The following is a 1,694-nucleotide window of genomic DNA, read 5'->3' on the forward strand; positions in this document are numbered from 1 at the left end:
CTTGATGGCCTTCCCATCGACGGTCGAGTCGAACTGGAAATCCATAGCCCACACCACTTTCGGGGCGTCGGCTTCGATCTGCGGGCACGAACTGACGCCGGCGCGCTTGCGGGGATGGTAGATCCGAACCTGCAGACCCTCCTCCTTCCAGAGCCGGTGGACCTTCTTCTTGTTCACCGACATGCCTACGTCGTGCCTCAGATGAGCCCAGGCGCGACGAAAACCGTGCAATGGATGCGTGCCTGCATATTTGCGGAGTGCGGCTCTGAGCCTCGATCCACCGATGAATCTGGGAGGTAGTGGGGTGTCGAACTGAAGAAAGTGCCCTCCGACCTGGAATGATTTGAGTTCTCACACAAAAAATCGGACCAGACCAACAGGACACTTCCAGTGCGATCATCCCACACCTTCCGCCCTGATTCCGCAAAGTTCGACGACGACCACCTCGTGTCGTGCGCGGGACTGCTGCCGATCATGACCCTCGCCGACCAGACCGGCCTGACCGAACTCTTCGCGGACAAGGTGGCCATCACCGCCCCGAAGATCTCATCGGGGTCCGCGAACCTGGCACCGAAGTTGACGACGTTGATCGCCGCGATGTGCGCCGGCGCCGACAGCATCGACGACATCGACCTCCTCCGATCCGGCGGCACGAAACACCTCTTCGACTCCGTCTACGCACCTTCCACCGTCGGAACCCTGTTGCGCGAGTTCACGTTCGGTCATAATCGCCAACTCGAATCGGTCATGCGCGAACACCTCGTTGCCCTCGCTCACCGCACAGAGATCCTGCCCGGCATCGCGGACCGCGCGTTCGTCGACATCGACTCACTTCTGCGCCCGGTCTACGGACACGCCAAACAAGGTGCCTCCTACGGTCACTCCAAAATCGCCGGCAAGCAGATCCTCCGCAAAGGACTCTCCCCGCTGGCGACGATCCTCAGTACCGCCGACTCGGCACCGGTGATCACCGGCATGCGCCTGCGAGCAGGGAAAACCGGATCCGGGACCGGTGCTGCTTGGATGGTCGCCCAGGCCATCGCCACCGCCCGGATGGCTGGCGCCACCGGGAAGATCATGGTCCGCGGCGACTCCGCCTACGGCAACAGTCGCGTCGTACGCGCCTGCATCAACGCCCGTGCGGAGTTCTCGTTCGTGCTGATCAAGAACCGTCTCGTCCAACGAGCCATCGATTCCATCGCAGACGATGCGTGGACGCCCGTGCGATACCCGGGAGCGGTCCGCGACCCCGATACCGGTGGCTGGATTTCCGATGCCGAAGTCGCCGAAACCGTCTTCACCGCTTTCTCTTCCACCGCACATCCTGTCGCTGCACGGTTGATCGTGCGGCGGGTCAAGGACGCCCGATTTGCTGATGCGCTGTTCCCGGTGTGGCGGTATCACCCGTTCTTCACCAACAGCACATTGCCGACGACGACCGCCGATGTCACCCACCGGGCGCACGCGATCATCGAAACGGTGTTCTCCGATCTGATCGACGGCCCGCTCGCGCACATGCCGTCCGGATCGTTCGGCGCGAACTCCGCCTGGGTGCAATGCGCAGCGATCGCCCACAATCTGCTGCGAGCGGCCGGAACCGTGGCAGGCGGGCGGCACGCGAAGGCCCGCGGAATGACGCTACGGCGGAAGATCGTCAACATTCCCGCGCGTTTCGTGCGGCCGCAGCGCGCACC

2 protein-coding genes are annotated in these 1,694 nt (G+C 63.2%); one reads left to right on the forward strand and one right to left on the reverse strand.

What is annotated here, in order from left to right:
• Positions 1-285, reverse strand: a 285-nt coding sequence (locus BJI47_RS23745) for an IS3 family transposase (protein WP_254900528.1), incomplete at its 3' end; no start/stop codon positions are given.
• Between the two features lie 105 nt (positions 286-390).
• On the opposite strand from BJI47_RS23745, the gene BJI47_RS11095 reads away from it, so the two are divergent.
• The coding region (locus BJI47_RS11095) for an IS1380 family transposase (protein WP_088943789.1) at positions 391-1,694 on the forward strand (1,304 nt) is incomplete at its 3' end.

It is taken from the genome of Rhodococcus sp. 1168, from assembly GCF_002091955.1.
Taxonomy (GTDB): domain Bacteria; phylum Actinomycetota; class Actinomycetes; order Mycobacteriales; family Mycobacteriaceae; genus Rhodococcoides.